The sequence below is a fragment of the Brevundimonas viscosa genome, from assembly GCF_900116065.1.
GTDB lineage: Bacteria > Pseudomonadota > Alphaproteobacteria > Caulobacterales > Caulobacteraceae > Brevundimonas > Brevundimonas viscosa.
The window spans coordinates 788,181-808,211 of the sequence record NZ_FOZV01000001.1 but is presented as its reverse complement, the minus strand read 5'-3'; the positions used below and the strand labels follow the sequence as shown (position 1 = coordinate 808,211).

Genomic DNA, 20,031 nt, shown 5'->3' with positions numbered 1-20,031 from the left:
TCCTCCCGTCCCGGCTACGGCGCCGAGGGCCGCGTCGCCGGCCGCGCCGTTGAGGTCGGCGCAGACCGTCTGATGCGCGACCTTGGCCACGACCTGTCCGCCTTCGCCGATCAGGCCGAACGGCTGGGCGAGGAGGGCAAGAGCCCGCTCTACGCCGCCGTCGACGGCCGGCTGGCCGCCGTCATCGCAGTCGCCGATCCGATCAAGCCCACGACGCCGGCCGCCATCGCCGCCATCCACGCGCTGGGCCTGAAGGTGGCGATGATCACCGGCGACAACCGCCGCACCGCCGAGGCCGTGGCCCGGCGCCTCGGCATCGACGAGGTGCGCGCCGAGATCCTGCCGGACGGCAAGGTCGCGGCGATCCGCGCCCTTCAGGCCGGCGGCCGCCGCGTCGCCTTCGTCGGCGACGGCGTCAACGACGCTCCCGCCCTGGCCGCCGCCGACGTCGGCCTCGCCGTCGGCGGCGGCACGGACGTGGCCATCGAGAGCGCCGACGTAGTGCTCACCGGCGGCGATCTGCGCGGCGCCGTCAACGCCATCGCCCTGTCGCGCGCCACCATGCGCAACATCCGCCAGAACCTGGTCTGGGCGTTCGGGTATAATGTCGTGCTGATCCCGGTCGCGGCCGGCCTGCTGTTCCCGCTGTTCGGCTGGCTTCTGTCGCCGATGCTGGCCGCCGGCGCCATGGCCCTGTCCAGCGTCAGCGTCCTGACCAACGCCCTGCGCCTGCGCGGCTTCAGGACCCGCTTCGAAGGAGTTCAACCATGAACATCGGCCAGGCCTCCCGGGCGACGGGCGTGTCGACCAAGATGATCCGCTACTACGAATCCGTCGGCCTGATCCGCCCGGCCGACCGCACGGACAGCAACTACCGCGACTTCGGCGAGCGTGATGTGCGCGAGCTGCAGTTCATCCGCCGCGCCAGGGACCTCGGGTTCTCGGTGGCGGAGATCGGCCATCTGCTGTCGCTCTGGCGCGACCGCGACCGCCCCAGTCGGGAGGTCAAGGCCATCGCCCAGAAGCACATCGCCGATCTCGACGCCCGCATCGCCGAGATGAAGGCGATGGCCGACGCCCTGCGCACCCTGGCCAATTGCTGCGCCGGCGACGACCGGCCGGATTGCCCGATCCTCGTCGACCTCTCGGGACTCGACGGAAAGGCGCTCCACAGCCCCGGACGGGTCGCCTGACGCAAACCTGGGTGCCAGGGCCCAGGACGCTTGAGAGCACCGTCAGGCGCCTCGGCGTCGAGAGACGACGGCCTGGGACGCAGGAATCCGTCCCAGCCCGCACTACGCCGTGGATTCAGGCTGACGGCCTGCGGCATCGTTGCGATTGACTTGCAGACGCATTCGCTTATGGGGCGGGCCAACAACAAGGGTTCGTCTCAATGTCCAAGCGTCTTCTCTCCACCGCCTCCCTCCTCGCCCTGACCGCCGCCTCACCGGCTTTCGCCCAGGACGGAACCGAGCCGGTGGCGCTGGACGAGGTCGTGGTGACCGCCGCGCGGACCGAGACGCCGCGCTCCGCCATTCCGGCCACCGTCCAGCTGATCGACGCCGGGGAGATCGTCACGCAGACGGCGCTCGGCGCCAGCGCGGTCGACCTCGTCGCCACCCTGTCGCCGTCGTTCTCGCCGACGCGGCAGAAGCTGTCGGGCTCCGGCGAGACCCTGCGCGGCCGCTCGCCGCTGTACCTGGTCGACGGGGTGCCGCAGTCGACGCCGCTGCGCGACGACAGCCGCGACGGCTACACCATCGATCCCTTCTTCATCGACCGGGTCGAGGTGATCTTCGGCTCCAACGCCATCCAGGGCATCGGGGCCACCGGCGGGGTGGTCAACTACGTCACCGCCGCGCCCGGCCGGAACGCCGACGGCTGGGACGGCCGGCTGCTGGCCCAGACCAGCGTGGACGACAGCGTGTTCGGCGACAGCCTCGGCTGGAAGCTGGCGGCCATCGGCGGCCGCGATTTCGGAGACTGGGACCTGACCCTCGGCGCCGCGCGCGAGGACCGGGGCGCCTTCTACGACGGCGAGGACCGGCGCATCGGCATGGATGGCGCCCAGGGCGAGATCCAGGACAGCTCCAGCTGGTCGGTGTTCGCCAAGGCCGGTTTCGAGCCGTCGGCCGGACGCCGGCTGGAGCTGTGGGTCAATCATTTCGAGCTGGAGGGCGACGGCGACTACGTCACCGTCCCGGGCGACCGGGCGACCGGCGTGCCGACCACCTCGGCGCGCGGCACGCCGCCGGGGATCCAGCCGCTCAACGACGTCACCTCGGCCGCCCTGACCTGGCGCGACCGCAACGTGCTGGGCGGGACCTTCCGGGCGCAGCTGTTCGCCCACGACTACGAGGGCGTGTTCGGCGGCGGGACCTTCGGGACCTTCCAGGACCCGGCCATCGCGCCCCGGGGGACCCTGTTCGACCAATCGGCCAACAACTCCGAGAAGCTGGGCTTCAAGCTGGACTGGGAGCGGCTGGTCGATCCCGTTCCGGGGCTGCGGCTGCTGGCCGGGCTCGACGGCCTGCGCGACACCACCTTCCAGGCCCTGGTGCTGACCGACCGCATGTGGGTGCCGGAGACCACCTACGAGAGCCTCGCCCCCTTCGTGCAGCTGAACCAGCGCCTGCTGGACGGCCGGCTGAACCTGTCGGGCGGCGTGCGGCACGAGAGCGCCACCCTGATCGTCGATGACTTCACCACCCTCGCCTCCTATGGCTCGCAGCAGGTGGACGGCGGCGAGCCCTCGTTCGAGGAGACGCTGTACAATGTCGGCGCGACCTTCGAGCTGGTCGACGGGCTGACCGCCTACGGCTCGTTCGCCCAGGGCTTCAGCATGGCCGACGTCGGCCGGGTGCTGCGTGGCATCGACATCCCCGGACAGGACGTCGACACCTTCCTCGACGTCTCGCCGGTGATCTCCGACAACACCGAAATCGGCCTGGAGTACCGGCGCGGCCCGTTCCAGGCCTCGGCCGCGGCCTTCCGGTCGGAGTCCGATCGCGGGGCCCTGCTGGTCATGGTCGGCGGCGTCTACGAGGTGCAGCGGCAAGCCACGAAGATCGAGGGGCTGGAGGTCACCGCCCGCTACGACGTCACCGACGCGCTCCGCGTCGGCGGGGCGTATTCGCACCTCGACGGCCGCACCGACATGGACGGGGACGGCGCCCTCGACAGCGACCTTGACGGGGCCAACATCGCCCCGGACCGCCTGCTGCTGTGGGGCGAGATGGATCGCGGCGACTTCTCCCTGCGCCTGCAGGGGCAGCACCTGTTCGAGCGGAGCTTCGACGGCGGCGACCCGCGCAACGATTTCGACGGCTACACCCTGCTGGACGCCGTCGGCGTGTGGCGTGCGTCATTCGGCGACGTCAGCCTCGGCGTGCAGAACCTGCTGGACGAACAGTACGTCAGCTACTTCTCGGACACCCAGGCGCCGACCGACAACGGGCGGTTCTTCGCCGGCCGCGGCCGCACCCTGACGCTCGGCGTGACGCGCCGGTTCTGATGGGGGCGATCCGGCTCATCCACGCCTGGGCGGGGGCGATCGTGTCCCTGATCCTCGCCGTCCTCGGGCTCAGCGGCGCCCTGCTGGTGTTCGAGGACGACTGGGTTCGCCTGACCGCCGGTCGCGACCCGGGGGCCCTGTCGGCCGATCCGGCGCAGCTGGGGCTCGCGGCGAACGCGCTGCAGGCCCGCTACGGCGACGCCATCTCCTCGGTGGTGTTCGCCGGCGGCGATCTCGACCTGCACAAGGTCTACATGGGCGAGCGCTTCGCCTACGCCGGGGCCGAAGGGCAGGTGCTGGCCGAATGGGGCGGCACGGCGCGGGCCGAGGCCTGGGTGTTCGACCTGCACCACTTCCTGCTGGCCGGCGCGCCGGGTGAGATCGTCGGCGGCGTGGCCGGACTGGCCGGCGCCCTGCTGGTGCTGACCGGTCTGGTTGTGTGGATCCCGGCGTGGCGCGCTTCCGGCTGGCGGGTGTGGCCCGCCTCGACGAAGCGGCGCGACCTGGTGGCCAGCCATCGCAACCTCGGCCTGATCTTCGCCGCCCCGGTCTTCCTGCTGTGCCTGACCGGCGGGGCCATCGTTTTCCACGACCAGACCCGCGCCCTGCTGCAGGCGATCGCGCCGGAGTCCGGCCCGGCGCCCACGCCGGCCGAGGTCGGGACCGGCGTCGTCGACTGGGCCGTCGCCCTGCCCGCCGCCCAGGCCGCCTTCCCCGGGGCCCGCATCCGCACCGCCGGCCTGCCCCCGGAGCCGGGCAAGCCGGCCTCCGTCCGCCTGCGCCAGCCGGGCGAATGGCATCCCAACGGCCGCACCGTGGCCCTGATCGATCCGGCCACCGGCCGGGTGGTGCAGACCGTCGACGCCCAGACGCTGGGGGGCGGGACGCGGCTGCAGAACGCCCTGTATCCGATCCACGCCGCCTCGGTGGGCGGCTGGCTGTACGATCTGGTGGTCGCCCTGTCCGGTCTCGCGCTGGCGGCCCTGGGCGGGGTGGGGACCTGGTCCTTCCTCGTCAAGCCGCGACGGCGCCGGCCCGGGCTGAACGCGCCGGCCGCAACCGTCCCGGCGCGCGGGCGTTAACCGCCAAGGTTCAACGCCGAAGGGGGACTTCCCATGCGCACCATCGCTCTCGCCGCCGTCGCCGCCCTGGCGCTCGGCGCCGCCGCCTGCACCGAGGCCGAGCAGGACGACGCCCAGGCCGACGCCAACGAAGCCGCCGCCGATGCGGGCGACGCCACCGCGGAGGCCGCCGACTCGTTGCAGGAAGAGGCCGCGCAGGTCGGCTCGGCCATCGCCGCCGGCGCCGGCGAGGTCGCCCAGGAGATCGACGAGGGCACCGACCGGCTGGCCGAAGAAGCCGACGAGCAGAAGGCCGAGACCGCCGCGGACGAACGCGGCAACTAGGCCGCCGCCGGCTCCGCCAGCAGGGCGTCCATCAGGGCCCGCGCCTCGGCGCTGGCCCAGTCGGCCTCGCCGGAGAAGTGGGCGCGGATGCGCCCCTGCCGGTCCAGCAGCACCGTCTGGGGCATCTTGCCCTTGCCCGGCAGTTCGAACGGCAGCTGGAATTTCGGGTCGCTGTACAGCGGCAGGGGCTCGTGCACGTCGATGAAGCTCTTCGCGTCGGCGATGGCGTCCGCCGTGGCGTCGACGTTGATCGGCAGCACCACCAGGTCCGTGCCTTCGTAGGCCTCCGCCAGCCGCGCCAGCGTCGGCATCTCGGTGCGGCAGGGCGCGCACCACATGGCCCACAGGTTGACCACCACCACCTTGCCGCGGAAGTCGGCGAGGCTGACGTCGGCGCCGTCGCGGGTCTTGAAGACATAGGCGGGCGCGGGTGCGCGCGTGGTCGGGGTCTCCAGCCGGGCGATGGAGCCGACGGCGAACCGGGCCAGTTCGCTCCGGGCGGCCGGCTCCGGCGGCGCGGCTTTGTCGATCAGGTCGGGTTTGGCGTATAGGACCGCGGCGCCGCCGATCGCTCCGACCAGCAGCACGCCCGCAATCGCGCCGATCATCGTCTTCGAGACCTTCATGCCCGACCCGACGCCTCCCGAAACGCCGACCAAAGCCCCCGGGGCGGCCAAAGGTCAAGACATGTGGGGCGGGCGCTTCTCGGCCGAACCGGCCGAGATCATGCAGGCGATCAATGTGTCGATCGGCGTCGACCGGCGGCTGTGGGCGCAGGATCTGGCCGGGTCGCGGGCGCACTGCCGCATGCTGGCGGCGCAGGGGATCGTGTCGGCCGCCGACGCCGCGGCCATCCTCGGCGGGCTGGACGCGATCGAGGCCGAGATGCGCGACGGGTCCTTCCCCTTCCGCGACCGCTTCGAGGACATCCACATGAACGTGGAGGCCCGGCTGGCCGAGCTGATCGGCGAGCCCTCGGGCCGGCTGCACACGGCGCGCAGCCGCAACGACCAGGTGGCTGTCGACTTCCGCCTGTGGGTGCGCGGCGCCTGCGACCGGACGGTCGCGCAGCTGGAGGGGCTGCAGCGGGCGCTGCTGGCGCGGGCGGAGCAGCATGCGGGCGACCTGATGCCCGGCTTCACCCATCTGCAGACCGCCCAGCCGGTGACGCTGGGCCACCACCTGATGGCCTATGTCGAGATGTTCGGCCGCGACGCCGGTCGTTTCGCCGACGCCCGCGCCCGCATGAACGAAAGCCCGCTCGGGGCCGCGGCGCTGGCCGGTTCGCCCTTCCCCATCGACCGCCACATGACCGCGGCCGAGCTCGGCTTCGACCGGCCGATGGCCAATTCGCTGGACGCCGTGTCGGATCGCGACTTCGCGCTCGAGAGCCTCGCCGCCGCCTCGATCTGCGCGGGCCACCTGTCGCGGCTGGCCGAGGAGATCGTGGTCTGGATGACGCCGATGTTCGGCTTCGCCAGCCTGCCCGACGACCTGACCACCGGCTCCTCGATTATGCCGCAGAAGCGCAATCCCGACGCCGCCGAGCTGGTGCGCGCCAAGGCCGGGCGGATCATGGGCTCGCTGGTCGCCCTGTCGACGGTGATGAAGGGGCTGCCGCTGGCCTATTCCAAGGACATGCAGGAGGACAAGCCGCCGGTGTTCGAGGCCTTCGACGCGCTGGAGCTGGCGCTGGGGGCGATGACGGCGATGGTCGCGGCGTTGCGGCCCGACACGGCGCGCATGGCCGCCGCGGCGGGCGCCGGCTTTTCGACGGCCACCGATCTGGCCGACTGGCTGGTGCGCGAGCTCAACCTGCCGTTCCGTCAGGCGCACCACGTCACCGGGGCGGCCGTGAAGCGGGCCGAGGCGCTGGGCGTGGATCTGGCGCAACTGCCGCTGGAGGAACTTCAGGCCCTGCATTCCGGCGTGACGGAAGCGGTGTACAAGGTGCTCACCCCCGAGGCCTCGGTCGCCAGCCGCACGAGCTTCGGGGGAACCGCGCCGGAACAGGTCCGGGCGCGCATCGCCGACTGGAAGGGCCGCCTGGCCGAGGGGACACCGGAATGAAGAAGCTGACCGTCGCGGGCCTCGCCGCCCTGATCGCCGTCTCCGCCGCCGGCTGCGGCCGCATGGCCGACCTCGACGCTCCCCCGGCCAAACGCACCGAGCGCGGCATGCGCAGCGCCGAGGCCGAGAACCTGCCCGAGCCGGCCACCATCAATCGCCCGAACCGCCAGCTGCCCATCGAGGGCGGCCCCGGCTCGACCCCCTTCGACGGCCCCGGCAACAGCCCGGGCTGAACCCACGGTTCCCAGTTGCATCATTTCCAGCGGATCGACGGCGCCCTTCACGCGGAAGACGTGTCGCTCGACACCATCGCGGCCGGGGCCGGGACGCCGGTCTACGTCTACTCCACCGCCACCCTGACCCGGCACTACCGGCTGCTGCGTGAGGCGCTGGACGCCCACCGGGAGTCGCTCGGCGACGCCCGGATCGCCTTCGCGGTGAAGGCCAACTCCAATCTGTCGGTGCTGGCGACCCTGGCCCGGCTGGGCTGCGGCGCCGACACCGTCTCCGAGGGCGAGATCCGGCGCGCGCTGGCGGCGGGGATCCCGGCCGACCGGATCATCTTCTCCGGCGTCGGCAAGTCCGACGCCGAGCTGGCCTTCGCCATCGAGACGGGGGTGCGCCAGATCAACGTCGAGAGCGGCGCCGAGCTGGACCGGCTGATCGCAGTCGCCGCCGGCAAGAGCGCGGCGCCGGAGATCGCCCTGCGGGTCAATCCGGACATCGGCGCCGGCGGCCACGCCCGCATCACCACCGGCGGCGCCGCCGACAAGTTCGGCGTGCCCATCGGGGAGGCCTTCGACCTCTACGCCCGCGCCGTCGCCTCGCCGCATGTGACGCCGGTCGGTCTCGCCTGCCACATCGGCAGCCAGATCCTGGATCTCGCCCCCATGGAGGCCGCCTTCCGCACCCTGCGCGAGGCCACCCTGGAACTGCGGACGCGCGGCTTCGAGGTTTTGCGCCTCGACCTCGGCGGCGGGCTGGGCGTGCCCTATCACGGGCAGGCGGAGACGCCCTCGATCGCCGCCTACGCGGCCATGTGCGCGCGCGTGCTGGACGGCCTCGGGGTCGAGGCGGCGTTCGAGCCCGGACGGCTGCTGGCGGCCAACGCCGGCGTGCTGGTCAGTCGGGTGATCCAGGTCAACCAGAGGGGCGACGGTCGCCGCTTCCTCGTGCTCGACGCCGGCATGAACGACCTGATGCGCCCGGCCCTCTACGACGCCTTCCACGACCTCGTGCCGGTGCGTGAACGGGCCGGCGAGCCGGCCCTCCACGACCCCGTCGGCCCGATCTGCGAATCCACCGACGTCTTCGCCCGCGACCGCCTGCTGCCCCCGCTGCAGGCCGGAGATCTGGTCGCCTTCATGAGCGCCGGCGCCTACGGGGCGGTGCTGTCGAGCGAGTACAACTCGCGGCCGCTGGTCCCCGAGGTGCTGGTCGACGGCGACCGCTGGGCGGTGGTGCGCAAGCGGCCCTCGTACGAGGAGATGTGGGCGCGGGAGCCGCGGGCGGCGTGGCTGAAGGGGTGATTGGCGGCTGGTGGCTGGTGGTTGGTGCTTCCCCCGATCAGCCTTGAGTTCAATCACCAATCACCAGTCACCAGCCACCGGTCACCGCGCGCAGCGCTCAATCCAGCGCGCACACGTCCGGCAGCCCCCGCAGGGCGCCCGCGTGGTCCAGCCCGTAGCCGACGAGGAAGCGGTTGGGCGCTTCCCAGCCGACGAAGTCGGGTTCGGGCGCGCGCGGCTTCGGCCGGGGCTTGCGGGCGAAAACGACGGTGAGAACCTCCGCCGCCCCCTTCTCCCTGGCGATGCGCACCGCCTCGGCCAGCGACAGGCCGGTGTCGAATACGTCGTCGATGATCAGCACGCGCCGGCCCTCGATCGGGCGCTGGAAGTCGGCATAGACGTCGATCCGGCCGCGGCTGGTCTGCGCGTCGCCGTAGGAGGCCAGCCACAGGGCGTCGAAGCGGACGTGGCGTCCCCGGCGGGCGAGGGCGCGGGTCAGGTCGGCGGCGAACCACAGGCCGCCGGTGAGCAGGACGGCGGCGACGGTGTCGTCGTCGATCGCCGGCGCGATCCGGGCGGCGAGTTCGTCGACGATGCGCAGGACCTCGGCCTCGGGCAGCAGGACGGTGGGCGTGGGGTGCGCGTCAGCCATGCCCCGGCGATACCGCCCCGGGGCCTTCGGTGTCGAGGGCCTCGGTCAACGGCGTCGCATCGACCGGCCGCAGATCGGCGCGGGCGGCCCCGGACGCCATCGCCGGCCGCAGCCCGGCGTGGCCGGAGGTCGCGACCGGCAGGGGGCGGGCGGCGACGGGCTCGCCCTGCGTCGCCGGAGGCGCGGGAGCCGGCGGCTCGCGTCGGGGCGCCGCGACAGCCGGGCGCGGCGAGGCGGGCGCCGGCGTCGTCTCGAGCAGGAAATCGACGCCGATGCCCTGGGCGCGGGCGCCCGGATCCGGGATCACGGCGGCGAAGCCCTGGACCTTGCCGGGCAGCACCGGGGCGGCCTCGATGCGCACCACGGCGTGGCCGATCTCGGCCCCGTGGGCGTCCAGCAGCGCCACCCGCACCGGCGGCGCGACGCGCTCGTCCTCGCGGACGTTGCGCAGGGCGCCCGAAACGAGGATCCGGCCCGGGTCGGTGGGCAGGGGCCGGGCGCTGACCGCCTCGAAGTCGAGGCCGGTGGGGTTCACCGTCAGGCCGACGGCGGCGTAGGCCGCCGCGGTGCGCGGCGCCATCTCGACCACCTCGACCCGGAACAGCCAGGCGGCGGCGAGGAGCAGGGCGAAGGCCGAGGCCAGGCCGGCCCAGACGGCGCCGTGGGCGGCGGCGCGACGCAGGCGGCGCTGTTGCTCGGCGCGGGCGCGGAAGGCGCGCGGCAGTTCGGGGGCGGGGGTCTCGGCCAGGGATTCCGGCGCGGGCTCGTCGCGGGGCGGCGTCTCCCCGGGCTGGCCGGTGGCGGTCGCCGACAGCTCCAGCGGCTCGTCGAGACTGGCGCGCCAGGTGTGCTTGCAGGATTTGCAGCGGACAGTGCGGCCGTGCGGCCCGATCGCGTCGTCGGGCGCGAAATAGCTGGTGGCGCAGGACGGGCAGGTCAGTATCATGTGCGCTGACTGCGAGGCTCTTCGCCCCCTCCCGTCGCGGCGCATGCCGCGTGCAACCCAGAAATCGATGCCCGTCCAGCCCCGCCGCGCCGCCGACGCCGCCGCCTCGCCCGACACCGTCCGCCTCGACGGCGTCGGCTTCGGCTATGGCCACGGGCCCGAGGTGCTGCGGGACGTTAACCTCACTTTGCCGCGTGGCTCTTTCCACTTCCTTACCGGACACTCCGGGGCGGGCAAGTCGACGCTGCTGAAGCTGTTGACCCTCGCGGCCCGCCCGACGCGCGGCGCGCTCTGGCTGTTCGGCGAGGACGCCGGCGACGCGCCCCGCGGGACCTTGCCGACCTTCCGCCGACGGATGGGCGTGGTGTTCCAGGATTTCCGTCTGCTTGACCACATGAGCGCCTTCGACAACGTCGCCCTGCCCCTGCGGCTGGCCGGAGCGCGGCCGGCGGCCTACGCCGGGAACGTGACCGAGATGCTCGAATGGGTCGGCCTGGGCGACCGGGCGCAGACCTGCCCGCCGGCCCTCTCGGGCGGCGAGAAGCAACGGCTGGCCATCGCCCGGGCGGTGATCGCCGGCCCCGAGCTGATCGTCGCCGACGAGCCGACCGGCAACGTCGACGCGGACATGGCGGCGCGCCTTCTGAAGCTGTTCCAGTCGCTGAACCGGCTCGGCGCCACGGTGCTGATCGCCAGCCACGACGAGGCGCTGGCGGCGCGGTCCGGCGCGGCGGTGCTCAGGCTCGACGGCGGCCGCATCCGGGGGGCGCAGGCATGATCGGGCGGCTGTCCGGACGCCGCGCGCCGATCCTGCCGCGCGAGGCCGGCGGCGAGCCTTGGCTCGCGGCGGTGATCGCCGCGCTCTGCTTCCTCGCCTGCCTGGCGGCGGCGGGGGCGCTGGCGGCCGACCGCGCTGCCCACGGCTGGGCGCGCAGCCTCGGCGCGGAAGCCACCGTCCAGGTCCGCCCCCGGGTCGGCGAAAGCGGCGCCACCGCGGCGGCGCGCGCGGCCGAGACCCTCGCCGGCGTAACCGGCGTCGACGAAGCGGAGGCGCTGGATCGCGAGGCGGCCGAGGCTCTGCTGCGCCCCTGGCTGGGCGAGGCGGTGCTGCCGGACCTGCCCCTGCCCTACCTCGTCGTGGTGCGGCTGGATCGCGACCAGCCGGCCAGCGCCGTCAGCCTCAGCCGGGCGCTGGCGGAAGCGGGCGTCGACGCCACCGTCGACGACCACAGCCTGTGGCGCGCCGAGGTCGAGCGCTCGGCCGGCCTGATCACCGTCCTCGCCGGCGCGGCCTTCCTGTTGACGGCGGGAGCGGCCGCGGCGGCGGTGGTCTACGCCACCCGCGCCGGCATGGCGGCCCAGGCGGGCGTGATCTCCATCCTCAGCCTGAACGGGGCTTCCGACATCCGGATCGCCGGCCTCTACCAGCGTCGCTACGGGCTGCTGGCCGCCGGGGCCGGAGCCGCCGGCGCGCTCGCGGCCATGGCGGCCCTGTCCCTGCTTCGCTTCCTCGGCGGCAGCGACGGGATCACGCCCGCCCTGCCGGTCGTGTGGAGCGACGTGCTGATCCTCTCGTCATGTCCGGCGCTCGCCGCTACGGTGGCGTTGCTCGCGGCGCGGTTGACGGCGCTGGCGCGGCTGCGGGGGCACGACTAGGTTAAAGGCATGAAGTTCCTAACCTTCATCGCCATTCTGGCGCTGATCTGGCTGATCGGCCTGTTCGCCTTCGCCGAGCGGGTGCGTGGCTACACGCCCGCCGAGGCGCCGGCGCGCGCCGACGCCATCGTGGCCCTGACCGGCCCGTCGGCCGAACGCGTCAACGCCGCCATCCGCCTGCTCGAACAGGACAAGGGCGACCGGGTGCTGATCTCGGGCGTCAACCGCGAGGTGCGCCGCCAGGAGCTGCGCGCGCTGACTCCCGGTTCGAACAAGCTGTTCAACTGCTGCGTCGACCTCGGTTTCGAGGCCGAGGACACCATCGGCAACGCCCAGGAGATCGCCGCCTGGGCCGAGGCCAAGAACTACGACAGTCTGATCGTGGTCACCTCCGACTACCACATGCCGCGCGCCCTGACCGAGATCCGCGCCGCGGCGCCGGGGGTCGAACTGACCCCCTACGCGGTGGAGACGCCGTCGCTGGACAATTCGCGCTGGTGGCGGGCGGCGGTGACCGCCCGGCGGATGACGCTGGAGTACATGAAGTACCTCGCCGCTCTCGGCCGCGCCGCCTTCGGCCGGGTGTCCGGCGAGGCGCCGACCGGGGACGCCCCGGTCGAAACCGCGCCGGAAGAGAAGGCCGCCTGACGTGACCACCGTGCGTTCGCTGGTCTTCACGACCTGGCTCTACCTGTCGATGGCCATCTTCGCGGTCGGCCTGTCGCCGGCCCTGCTGATGCCGCACCGGGCGGCGATGACGGTGATCCGCTGGTGGGCGAAGTTCGTGCTGTTCGGCCTGCGCTGGATCTGCGGCGTCCGGGTCGAGTTCCGCGGCCTCGAGCACCGGCCCGCCGGCCCCGCCCTGGTGGCCGCCAAGCATCAGGGCATGCTCGACGTCATCATCCCCTTCGTCGTCCTCGACGACCCCTGCATGGTGATGAAGAAGGAGCTGATGGTCCTGCCCTTCTTCGGCTGGTTCGCCTGGAAGACCAGGATGATCCCGGTCGACCGCTCGGCCGGCTCGAAGGCGCTCAAGGACATGGTCCGCACCGCCCGCGAGCGGGTGCAGCAGGGCCGCCAGGTGGTGATCTTCCCGGAAGGGACCCGCACCGAACCGGGCGCCGTCCCCGACTACAAGCCCGGCGTCGCCGCCATCTACCGGGATCTCGACGGCCCGTGCTGGCCGGTGGCCACCAACTCCGGCGTGCACTGGCCGGCCCACGGGTTCCGGCGTTACCCGGGGACGGTGGCGTTCGAGTTCCTCGCGCCGGTCCCGGCGGGACTGAAACGGCCGGAGTTCATGAGCCAGCTGGAGGGGAAGATCGAGGGGGCGTCGGCGGCGCTGCTGCCCGCCCCCGACCTGACCCATCTGTCCTGACTACCGCAACGCCTCCCACGCCAGCGCGTGCACCCTGTCCCGGCCCAGCGCCGCGGCCATGGGCGGGGTCTCGAACAGGCCGGCCACGGCGGGATCGCGGACGTCGAGGCCGCCGGTGAAGGCGCCGAAGGCGGGCATCAGCAGGCGGCGGCCGTCGGTGACGAAGCAGGGGCGGCGCACGCCGCGGCCCCAGGCCACGACGCGGGCGGCGGGGTGAAGGTGGCCGGCGACCTCTCCGGGCCGGTCGCCGGGCTGCGGTTCGTGGATGAGGCGCAGGGCGCCGAGCTGCAGGGTGGTGACCACACGGCCGGTGAGCAGGTCGAGCGCGCCCGCCAGCGCCTTGAGGTCGTGGTTGCCCTCCAGCCAGATCCAGTCGCGGCCGGCGGCGAGGCGGTCGAGGCGGGTGCGGTCGGCGTCGTTGAGGCGGTCGACGGCCTTGGAGTCGTGGAAGCTGTCGCCGAGGAGGACGACGCGGGCGGGGTCCAGCGCCTCGATCTCCGCCTCGAGCTTGGCGATCGTCGCGGGGCTGTCGTAGGGCGGCAGCATCTGGCCGCGGACGGCGAAGGCGGAGCCCTTCTCGAGGTGCAGGTCCGAGGCGATCAGGGTCCGTTCGGCCTCAACCCACAGGGCGCCCGAGCAGCGCAGCACGCAGGCCTCGCCGTTGACCCGCACCTTAAGCCCGCCGCAGCCGCGCCTGACCGGGGCCAGCGCCTCGCGCAGCTGCGCGTTCATGATCCTTCCCCCCTTGCGGGGGAAGGTGGCCGGCGGAGCCGGTCGGATGGGGGGTATGGTTCAGCCCGCGGGCTGGCTAACGGCGGGCGTGAGGCCGGCAGCCCCCCCATCCGTCTCGCTCCGCGAGCCACCTTCCCCCGCGAGGGGGGAAGGAGAGGTGAAAACAGGCTCATCGCGCGCCCTCCAGTTCCGGCGGGGCGTCGGCCATGACCTCGGCGACGAGCGTCTCCAGTGCGAAGTCCTCGGCGTGGGCGGCGAGGATCATCTCGGCCGCCTCGCCGCCGACGCGCTCGCGGCCGATCTGGACCAGCACCGGCACGCTGAACGGCGAGGGCTTGTCCAGCCGCGCGTGCCGCACATGGCCCCGGATGCGGGTCAGCAGCTGGCCCAGCCGGGCGACGTCGAGCAGGCCCGAGGCGGCGTCGGCGCGGGCGGTGCGGAGCAGCAGGTGGTCGGGCTGGTGGCGGCGGAGCACGTCGTAGATCAGGTCGGTCGAGAAGGTCACCTGCCGGCCGGTCTTCTCGGCCCCCGGCTGGCGGCGCTCGATCAAGCCCGAGATGAGGGCGCAATTGCGGAACGAACGCTTCATCATGAAGCTCTCTTCCAGCCAGGCCTCGAGGTCGTCGCCGAGCAGGTCGGGCTCGAACAGGGCGTCGAGGTCCAGCCCGTGCATCGGCCGGATCGACCAGATGGCCAGCGAATAGTCGGTGCAGACGAAGCCCAGCGGGCCGACGCCCAGCCGGTCCAGCCGGCGGGTCAGCAGCATGGCGAGCGTCGTGTGGGCGATGGAGCCCTCGAATGGGTAGGCGACGAGGAAATGGCGGTCGCCGCGCGGGAAGGTCTCGACCAGCATGTCGCCGGCCTGCGGGATGGCCGAGCGCGCCTCCTGCAGCTCCAGCCATTCCTGTACGTCGGGCGGGAGGACGCGCCAGTGGTCGCGATCCTCGATCATCCGCCGCACCCGCCCGGCGAGGGAGACGGAGATGGGGAATTTCGAGCCGCCCCATGACGGAATCTTCGGGTCGCTGTCGTGGGCTGGCATGACCAAGGCGTCCATGCCGGCGATGCCCTGGAAGGCCCAGACCTGGCCGGCGTAGACGAAGGTGTCGCCGGGCGTCAGCGGCTCGAAATAGCTCTCCTCGACCTCGCCGATCTTGCGCCCGCCGGTCAGTCTCTGGCCCCGGCGCGAGGCGACGCGGACGTTGAGGGTGGCGGCCGAGACGATGGCCCCCACGTTCATGCGGTGGCGCTGGGCGATCTGGGCGTTGCGCACCTTCCAGCGGCCCTCGCGGTCCCGGACGATGCGGGCGAAGCGGTCGTAGGTGCGGAGCGCATAGCCGCCGGTGGCGACCAGGTCGACCACCTCCTCGAAACTCTCCCATGAGAGGCTGCGATAGGGACCGCAGCCGCAAACCTCCGTGTACAGATCATCGAGCCGGAACGGCCCGGCGCAGGCCACGCCCATGACGTGCTGGGCCAGGGTGTCGAGGGTGCCGATGTGGATCGGCTCCCAGTCGAAGGCGTTTTCGGCCACCGCCTCCCGCGCCGCCTGGCATTCCAGCATCTCGAAACGGCTGGCCGGGACCATCAGGGCGCGGCTGGGCTCGTCCAGCCGATGGTTGGCGCGGCCGATGCGCTGCACCAGCCGGCTGGCCCCGCGCGGCGCGGCCAGCTGGATCACCAGGTCGACGTCGCCCCAGTCGATGCCGAGGTCCAGCGTCGAGGTGCAGACCACGGCCCTGAGGTCGCCGCGCGCCATCGCCGCCTCGACCTTGCGCCGCTGCTCGGCGGCGAGCGAGCCATGGTGCAGGCCGATGGGCAGGTCGTCCTCGTTCATCGCCCACAGCGACTGGAACACGAACTCGGCCTGCCAGCGGGTGTTGACGAAGATCAGCGCCATGCCGGCGCGACGGATGATCTCATAGACCTCCGGCAGGGCGTGCAGACCGGTATGGCCCGCCCACGGCACCTTGCCTTCGGAGACCAGCACATCGACGACGGCGGGCGCGCCGGGGTCGCCAAGGACGACCCGAACCCGTTCTCCCCCCGCAGGGGGGAGGGGACCATGCGAAGCATGGTGAGGGGGGAGCCTCGGACCGGCCCCCTCCACCGCTTCGCGGTCCCCCTCCCCCCGCGGGGGAGGAATAGGCCCCGGCCGCAGCCACTCCGCGATCATCCCCGGGTCGTCCACCGTCGCGCTCAGCGCCACCCGGCGCATCCCCGGCGAGAAGGCCTGCAGCCGGCCCAGCCCGAGCGACAACAGATCACCCCGCTTGCCGCTCCAGATGGCGTGGACCTCGTCCAGCACGACGCACTTCAGGTCGGCGAAATACGCCGCCGCCCCTTCCCAGGCGCAGAACAGCGCCAGCTGCTCTGGCGTGGTCAGCAGGATGTCCGGCGGAAACTCGCGCTGGCGCTGGCGCTTCGACTGCTTGGTGTCGCCGGTGCGGCTCTCGACGTGGATGTTCAGCCCGATCTCGCGGATCGGGGTCATCAGGTTGCGCTCGACGTCGGTGGTCAGGGCCTTGAGCGGCGACAGGTAGAGGGTGTGCACCCCCGACCCCGGCCCCGTCTCCGGCTTGGGGCCTCGCTCGGCCAGCTCGATCAGCGACGGCAGAAATCCCGCCAGCGTCTTGCCGCCGCCGGTCGGCGCGACGAGCAGGGCGTGCGATCCGGCCTCGGCGGCGGCGATCATCTCCAGCTGGTGCCGGCGGGGCGCCCAGCCGCGCCGCGCGAACCAGTCGGCGAACAGGGGCGGAAGGGCCGGGGGCGGAAGCGTTGCGGGGGCGGCGGCGGGCGTCACGCATCGCCTATAGCATGTTCCCGTTCCGTTTCACCCGCGAAGCGGTTATCTGTCGACCGTGTCCGTCGACTCCCTCACCGCCGCCGCCGTCCTGACCGGCGCCGAACCGTGGCTGGCCCTGCCGCCGGCGCTGGCCGTGCCGCCGGGCGCGGGCGCGGTCGCCGACGGCGATGGCGCCCGGAAGATCGGGCGCGGCGCGGCGGAGGGGTTGTTCACCGGCGGGGACGTGATGGTCGCCCACGCCAGCCTGACCGCCCGGCGGCTGGGTCTCGCGCCGCCGCCCCGCTCGCCGGAACTGCTGGACGTGCTGGAGCTGTTCGCCTTCGCGCGGCCGGCGCGCTTCTGCGCCCCCTCGGCGGCGGGGCTGGCGCTGGCGATGGGCATGGCCGAACCCAAGGGCGCCGAGGCCCAGGCCGAGGCCTTGCGCGCGGCGGCTGCGCGGCTGCTGACGGAACTGGCGGCGCCGGACTATCCCAACCGCGAGGACGCCGTGATGCTCGCCGAGACGCTGGGCCGGGCCGGATGGAGCTGGGGCTGGCGCGTGCTCGGCGCCCTGCAGCACCAGCCGGTGCGCGAGCGCCGCCATCGCGGCAGCGGACTGGACGCCTGGGCCCGCCTGCCGGAATGGGAGGACGAGGCGCCGCGCGGCGAGGCCGGCTCGGCCCCCGTCGACTCCGAGAGCGCCCGCATCCGGCTGGAGAAGCTGCTGCAGGCCTCCGGCCTCGACGAGACCCGCCCGACCCAGAGCGACTACGCCGCCGAGGCCGCCTTCGCCTTCTCGCCTCGCAATGAGGAGGGCCGGCCGCGCATGCTGCTGGCCGAGGCGGGCACCGGCACCGGCAAGACCCTCGGCTACCTCGCCCCCGCCAGCCTGTGGGCCGAACGCAACCAGGGCGCCGCCTGGGTGTCGACCTACACCCGCGCCCTGCAGCGCCAGATCGACCGCGAGATCGCCAGCCTGTGGCCCGACCCGAAGGAGCGCAAGCGGAAGGCCGTGGTCCGCAAGGGGCGCGAGAACTATCTGTGCCTGCTGAACCTGCAGGAGATGGTGCAGGCGGCGCAGCTGGGCAACGGCGACCTCGTCGGCATGGGGCTGGCCAGCCGCTGGGCCCTGCACAGCCGCGACGGCGACATGACCGGCGGCGACTATCCCGGCTGGCTGCCCGGCCTGTTCGCCACTCCGCCGTCGCAGCAGGCCAGTCCGGCCAACCTGGTCGACCGTCGTGGCGAGTGCGTCCACGCCGCCTGCCCGCACTACCGCACCTGTTTCGTCGAGAAGACTATCCGCGCCAGTCGCCGCGCCGACCTGGTGGTCGCCAACCATGCGCTGGTCATGACGCAGGCCGCCTTCGACGGCGCCCGTTCGGCGCGAGGGCTCAAGCAGGACGGCGAGACGGCGGCGCTGAAGCGCATCGTCTTCGACGAGGGCCACCACCTGTTCGACGCGGCCGACAGCGCCTTTTCCGCCTGCCTCTCGGGACAGGAGGCGGCCGAACTGCGCCGCTGGATCCGCGGACCTGAGGGGCGCGCCCGGCGCGGCCGGGGGCTGGAGCACCGGCTCGGAGACCTGTGCGCCGACAACGAGGCGGCCTCGAAGGCGCTGCAGGACGCCGTCCGCGCCGCCGCCCAGTTGCCGGGCGAGGGCGTCTCGGGCCGCATCGCGCCGGCCTCGGGCGAGGTCAATCCGGTCGGGCCGGTCGAGCGCTTCCTGCTGGCCGCGCTCGAGCAGTTGCGCGCGCGCACCAGCGAGAACGCCTCGGGCGGCGGCGTGGAGTTCGGCATGGAGTGCGCCCTGCGTCCGGCCACCGACCCGGTGCGGGAGGCGGCGCGCGAGGCGGCCCAGGCGCTGGCCGCGATCGAGGCGCCGCTGCTGGCCCTGTCCCGCTATCTCGAGGACATCCTCGACGACGAGGCCGGCGAGCTGGACGGTTCGGCCCGGGCGCGGATCGAGGGCGCCCTGCGCGGCCTCGACCGGCGGGCGCGCATGACCCTGCCGGGCTGGCGCTCCATGCTGGCGGCGCTGGACGCCGGCGGCGACGAACCGGACCCCGACTTCGTCGACTGGCTGTCGGCCGAGGCCGCCTTCGGGCGGATCATGGACGTGGCCCTGCGCCGGCACTGGATCGACCCCACCGTGCCGCTGGAGGCGGCGGTGGTGATGCCGGCCCATGGCGTGCTGGTCACCTCGGCGACCCTGTCCGACCCGCTGTCGGACGATCCCTTCGACCTCGCCCGCCTGCGCACCGGAGCCGCCCGGCTGATCGAGCCGGCGCGGACCCTGAAGGTCGAGAGCCCCTTCGACTACGCCGCCAACAGTCGCGTCATCGTGGTCAACGACCTGATCAAGGACGACCCGCGGCAGACCGCGGCGGCGATGCGCGAGCTGTTCCTAGCCGCCGGCGGCGGGGGCTTGGGCCTGTTCACCGCCATCCGGCGACTGAAGGCGGTCTACGAACGGCTGGGACCGGACCTGGCGAAGTCGGGCATCCCGCTCTACGCCCAGCATGTCGATCCGCTGGAGGTCGGGGCGCTGGTCGATGTGTTCCGGGCCGAGCAGGACAGCTGCCTGCTGGGCACCGATGCGGTGCGCGACGGGGTCGATGTGCCGGGGCGGTCGCTGCGCATCCTCGCCTTCGACCGGGCGCCGTGGCCGCGGCCGGACCTGCTGCACAAGGCGCGGCGCGAGCGCTTCGGCGGCGGGCCCCAGGCGCGGGCCTGGGACGACGCCCTGGCCCGCGCCCGCATGGCCCAGGCTTTCGGCCGGCTGATCCGTCGCGCCGACGACAAGGGGGTGTTCGTCATGCTCGACGCGGCCACCCCCACCCGCCTGTTCGCCAGTCTGCCGCCCGGGACCGAGGTTCAGCGCATGGGACTGGCCGAGGCGGTGGAGATGGTCGGCGAATTTCTCGCCTGATCAGGCCTCGAAGGTGATCTCGACGCTCGCCGCCGAGCGCTCCGCCGCCCCGTGGAACACCGCCTCGATGTTGTTGCCGTCCGGGTCCAGCAGGAAGGCGGCGTAGTAGCCGGGATGGTAGGGCCGCTCGCCCGGCGCGCCGTTGTCGCGCCCGCCGGCGGCCAGTCCGGCCCGGTGAAAGGACTCGACCATGGCCCGGTCCCGCGCCTGGAAAGCCAGGTGACAGCGACCGGTCAGCTCGCCCAGCGCGGCCTCGCTGTCGGCAGTGGAGACGAACAGTTCGTCGGCCCAGAACCAGGTCTCGCCCTCGCCGCCGATCGGGATATCGAGCGAGCCGAACACGGCCTCGTAGAAGCGGCGGCTGGCGGCGAGGTCGCGCACCACAAGCTGGAGATGGTCGATCAGGCGACCGCGATGCAGCGACTGGACTTCCATGGGGCGTCTCCCGGAGC

At 73.1% G+C, this 20,031-nt stretch carries 19 protein-coding genes; 13 read left to right on the top strand and 6 right to left on the bottom strand.

Annotation, left to right across the window (positions count from 1 at the left end; all coding sequences use genetic code 11):
* From BM333_RS04055 to BM333_RS04035, 5 genes are all read left to right on the top strand, one after another.
* The coding region (locus BM333_RS04055) for an HAD-IC family P-type ATPase (RefSeq protein WP_143105763.1) at window positions 1–771 on the top strand (771 nt) is incomplete at its 5' end.
* Window positions 768–1,193, top strand: a complete 426-nt coding sequence (cueR, locus tag BM333_RS04050; protein WP_092307517.1) for a Cu(I)-responsive transcriptional regulator — start codon at window positions 768–770, stop codon at window positions 1,191–1,193. The genes BM333_RS04055 and cueR, both read left to right, overlap by 4 nt.
* 200 nt (window positions 1,194–1,393) lie before the next feature.
* Window positions 1,394–3,514, top strand: coding sequence for a TonB-dependent receptor (locus BM333_RS04045; RefSeq protein WP_092307515.1), 2,121 nt, complete (start codon window positions 1,394–1,396; stop codon window positions 3,512–3,514).
* On the top strand, window positions 3,514–4,596 hold the full coding sequence (locus BM333_RS04040) for a PepSY-associated TM helix domain-containing protein (protein WP_092307513.1): 1,083 nt from the start codon (window positions 3,514–3,516) through the stop codon (window positions 4,594–4,596). The genes BM333_RS04045 and BM333_RS04040 overlap by 1 nt, the downstream gene beginning before the upstream one ends.
* A gap of 33 nt (window positions 4,597–4,629) precedes the next feature.
* On the top strand, window positions 4,630–4,920 hold the full coding sequence (locus BM333_RS04035; protein WP_092307510.1) for a hypothetical protein: 291 nt from the start codon (window positions 4,630–4,632) through the stop codon (window positions 4,918–4,920).
* Here BM333_RS04035 and BM333_RS04030 read toward each other — a convergent pair.
* Window positions 4,917–5,546 carry a TlpA family protein disulfide reductase gene (locus BM333_RS04030; protein ID WP_092307508.1) on the bottom strand — a complete coding sequence of 210 codons (630 nt, stop codon included), beginning with the start codon at window positions 5,544–5,546 and terminating at the stop codon, window positions 4,917–4,919. The two genes, BM333_RS04035 and BM333_RS04030, sit on opposite strands and share 4 nt — an antisense overlap.
* On the opposite strand from BM333_RS04030, the gene argH reads away from it, so the two are divergent.
* Genes argH through lysA form a run of 3 tightly spaced genes read left to right on the top strand, consistent with a single transcriptional unit; the run spans window position 5,545 to window position 8,519 of the window.
* Window positions 5,545–6,990, top strand: a complete 1,446-nt coding sequence (gene argH, locus BM333_RS04025; RefSeq protein ID WP_177221788.1) for an argininosuccinate lyase — start codon at window positions 5,545–5,547, stop codon at window positions 6,988–6,990. The genes BM333_RS04030 and argH overlap by 2 nt on opposite strands.
* Window positions 6,987–7,223, top strand: a complete 237-nt coding sequence (locus BM333_RS04020; protein ID WP_092307504.1) for a hypothetical protein — start codon at window positions 6,987–6,989, stop codon at window positions 7,221–7,223. The genes argH and BM333_RS04020 overlap by 4 nt, the downstream gene beginning before the upstream one ends.
* A gap of 15 nt (window positions 7,224–7,238) precedes the next feature.
* The gene (gene lysA, locus BM333_RS04015) at window positions 7,239–8,519 is read left to right on the top strand and encodes a diaminopimelate decarboxylase (RefSeq protein WP_092307502.1); all 1,281 of its coding nucleotides are present in this window, start codon (window positions 7,239–7,241) and stop codon (window positions 8,517–8,519) included.
* Between the two features lie 97 nt (window positions 8,520–8,616).
* Here lysA and BM333_RS04010 read toward each other — a convergent pair whose 3' ends face one another.
* Both BM333_RS04010 and BM333_RS04005 read right to left on the bottom strand, forming a co-directional pair.
* Entirely contained in the window at window positions 8,617–9,150 is a 534-nt protein-coding gene (locus BM333_RS04010) for a phosphoribosyltransferase (RefSeq protein ID WP_092307500.1), read from the bottom strand.
* A complete protein-coding gene (locus BM333_RS04005) occupies window positions 9,143–10,096 on the bottom strand; it encodes an MJ0042-type zinc finger domain-containing protein (protein WP_092307498.1) in 954 nt (317 codons plus the stop codon). The genes BM333_RS04010 and BM333_RS04005 overlap by 8 nt, the downstream gene beginning before the upstream one ends.
* Window positions 10,097–10,163: 67 nt before the next feature.
* Between BM333_RS04005 and BM333_RS04000 the strand changes: the two genes are divergently transcribed.
* From BM333_RS04000 to BM333_RS03985, 4 genes are read left to right on the top strand one after another with little or no spacing between them, the layout of a single operon-like run.
* Window positions 10,164–10,874 (top strand): cell division ATP-binding protein FtsE, encoded by a 711-nt coding sequence (locus BM333_RS04000; RefSeq protein WP_092307496.1) that lies wholly within the window; start codon window positions 10,164–10,166, stop codon window positions 10,872–10,874.
* Window positions 10,871–11,752 carry a cell division FtsX domain-containing protein gene (locus BM333_RS03995; protein ID WP_092307494.1) on the top strand — a complete coding sequence of 294 codons (882 nt, stop codon included), beginning with the start codon at window positions 10,871–10,873 and terminating at the stop codon, window positions 11,750–11,752. The genes BM333_RS04000 and BM333_RS03995 overlap by 4 nt, the downstream gene beginning before the upstream one ends.
* Before the next feature lie 9 nt (window positions 11,753–11,761).
* Entirely contained in the window at window positions 11,762–12,400 is a 639-nt protein-coding gene (locus BM333_RS03990; RefSeq protein WP_092307492.1) for a YdcF family protein, read from the top strand.
* A gap of 1 nt (window position 12,401) precedes the next feature.
* Complete coding sequence (locus tag BM333_RS03985; protein ID WP_092307489.1) at window positions 12,402–13,130, top strand: lysophospholipid acyltransferase family protein; 729 nt, start codon at window positions 12,402–12,404, stop codon at window positions 13,128–13,130.
* Here BM333_RS03985 and pdeM read toward each other — a convergent pair whose 3' ends face one another.
* Together pdeM and BM333_RS03975 are read right to left on the bottom strand one after the other, a co-directional pair.
* A complete protein-coding gene (pdeM, locus tag BM333_RS03980; protein ID WP_092307487.1) occupies window positions 13,131–13,862 on the bottom strand; it encodes a ligase-associated DNA damage response endonuclease PdeM in 732 nt (243 codons plus the stop codon).
* Window positions 13,863–14,031: 169 nt separating this feature from the next.
* Entirely contained in the window at window positions 14,032–16,557 is a 2,526-nt protein-coding gene (locus BM333_RS03975) for a ligase-associated DNA damage response DEXH box helicase (RefSeq protein ID WP_245777142.1), read from the bottom strand.
* Between the two features lie 199 nt (window positions 16,558–16,756).
* On the opposite strand from BM333_RS03975, the gene BM333_RS03970 reads away from it, so the two are divergent.
* Window positions 16,757–19,579: an ATP-dependent DNA helicase gene (locus BM333_RS03970; RefSeq protein ID WP_218151415.1), complete on the top strand. Its 2,823-nt coding sequence runs from the start codon at window positions 16,757–16,759 to the stop codon at window positions 19,577–19,579.
* Here BM333_RS03970 and BM333_RS03965 read toward each other — a convergent pair whose 3' ends face one another.
* On the bottom strand, window positions 19,580–20,014 hold the full coding sequence (locus BM333_RS03965) for a VOC family protein (RefSeq protein ID WP_092307481.1): 435 nt from the start codon (window positions 20,012–20,014) through the stop codon (window positions 19,580–19,582).
* Window positions 20,015–20,031 lie beyond the last annotated feature (17 nt).

Bases quoted from the DNA above. Each gene is read 5' to 3' on its own strand.
- BM333_RS04005 (WP_092307498.1), bottom strand. From the start codon at position 10,096: ATGATACTGACCTGCCCGTCCTGCGCCACCAGCTATTTCGCGCCCGAC.
- BM333_RS04020 (WP_092307504.1), top strand. From the start codon at position 6,987: ATGAAGAAGCTGACCGTCGCGGGCCTCGCCGCCCTGATCGCCGTCTCC.
- BM333_RS04030 (WP_092307508.1), bottom strand. From the start codon at position 5,546: ATGAAGGTCTCGAAGACGATGATCGGCGCGATTGCGGGCGTGCTGCTG.
- BM333_RS03975 (WP_245777142.1), bottom strand. From the start codon at position 16,557: ATGATCGCCGCCGCCGAGGCCGGATCGCACGCCCTGCTCGTCGCGCCG.
- BM333_RS04035 (WP_092307510.1), top strand. From the start codon at position 4,630: ATGCGCACCATCGCTCTCGCCGCCGTCGCCGCCCTGGCGCTCGGCGCC.
- BM333_RS04010 (WP_092307500.1), bottom strand. From the start codon at position 9,150: ATGGCTGACGCGCACCCCACGCCCACCGTCCTGCTGCCCGAGGCCGAG.
- cueR (WP_092307517.1), top strand. From the start codon at position 768: ATGAACATCGGCCAGGCCTCCCGGGCGACGGGCGTGTCGACCAAGATG.
- BM333_RS04040 (WP_092307513.1), top strand. From the start codon at position 3,514: ATGGGGGCGATCCGGCTCATCCACGCCTGGGCGGGGGCGATCGTGTCC.
- BM333_RS04000 (WP_092307496.1), top strand. From the start codon at position 10,164: ATGCCCGTCCAGCCCCGCCGCGCCGCCGACGCCGCCGCCTCGCCCGAC.
- BM333_RS04045 (WP_092307515.1), top strand. From the start codon at position 1,394: ATGTCCAAGCGTCTTCTCTCCACCGCCTCCCTCCTCGCCCTGACCGCC.
- BM333_RS03965 (WP_092307481.1), bottom strand. From the start codon at position 20,014: ATGGAAGTCCAGTCGCTGCATCGCGGTCGCCTGATCGACCATCTCCAG.
- BM333_RS03995 (WP_092307494.1), top strand. From the start codon at position 10,871: ATGATCGGGCGGCTGTCCGGACGCCGCGCGCCGATCCTGCCGCGCGAG.
- pdeM (WP_092307487.1), bottom strand. From the start codon at position 13,862: ATGAACGCGCAGCTGCGCGAGGCGCTGGCCCCGGTCAGGCGCGGCTGC.
- BM333_RS03990 (WP_092307492.1), top strand. From the start codon at position 11,762: ATGAAGTTCCTAACCTTCATCGCCATTCTGGCGCTGATCTGGCTGATC.
- argH (WP_177221788.1), top strand. From the start codon at position 5,545: ATGCCCGACCCGACGCCTCCCGAAACGCCGACCAAAGCCCCCGGGGCG.